The following is a 956-nucleotide window of genomic DNA, read 5'->3' on the forward strand; positions in this document are numbered from 1 at the left end:
TACGTGGCTGAAGTGCTTGAATGCCCATTTTGGCTTTCTGTCTTTATCAATCAGCAGGGCTCGCACGCCCTCTGCAAATTCGGGATAACGCACGCAGTTCGTCGCGAGCACTAAGTCTGCCTCGAAGGCGGCTTTTTGCGTCACATAACGATGGCGGCGAAGTTGTTCAAATATCAAAAGTGCCGAAAGAGGAGAGCCATGATGTAAGGTTTTAATCGACTTTTTGAGCCATCCGCTATCGGTATCGATGCTATCTAACGCGTGGATAACGTCGCCTAGGGCGCCGCTGCGGCAGGCATATTCAATCTCGTCACGACAATTGGCCAGCTCGGATGGAACGTCGTTGTTGCGCTTATCTTCTGATACGGCAAAATCGGCTAGTAATGAGGTAACACGTTCTTTGTTTTTCTTGATGTCTTTTGTCCAAGATACTTTCTCAAGCTGTTGAACAATGTCGCCAATGTTAGACGACTCTACATAGTGATCTGCGAGGCCAAGGCTCATTGCGTCACTTGCGTTAATGCTTGCTCCGGTGAGCGCGAAGAACAAACCAAGCCCCTGAGGAAGATCGTTAAGGAAGCGTGTCGCACCAACATCGGGAAATAGACCAATGGTTACCTCGGGCATTGCAATACGGCTGCTCTCTGAGACAACGCGATGGCTAGCGCCTTGCATTAATCCAAGGCCTCCGCCCATAACAATCCCCGAGCCGATGCAGATAATCGGTTTGGGGTAGCTGTGTATCAGATAATCGAGTTGGTATTCTTCAACAAAAAACTGCTCTGCGTAGTCGCACGGCCCGCCGGGGTTATCAATCGCAGACTGATACAGCTTCTGCACGTCGCCGCCTGCGCAAAAGCCTTTGTCACCTGCGCCATCCATCAGGATACATGCGATGGCATCGTCCTCGGCCCAGCGGCTCAGCTGCCGAAAGGCGCTTTGAATCATTTCCAGGC

At 51.3% G+C, this 956-nt stretch carries 1 protein-coding gene; it reads right to left on the minus strand.

Annotation, left to right across the window (positions count from 1 at the left end; translation table 11 throughout):
• The coding region (locus A3750_RS03195) for an enoyl-CoA hydratase/isomerase family protein (RefSeq protein WP_068548020.1) at positions 1-948 on the minus strand (948 nt) is incomplete at its 3' end.
• Positions 949-956 lie beyond the last annotated feature (8 nt).

It is taken from the genome of Oleiphilus sp. HI0079 (assembly GCF_001635105.1).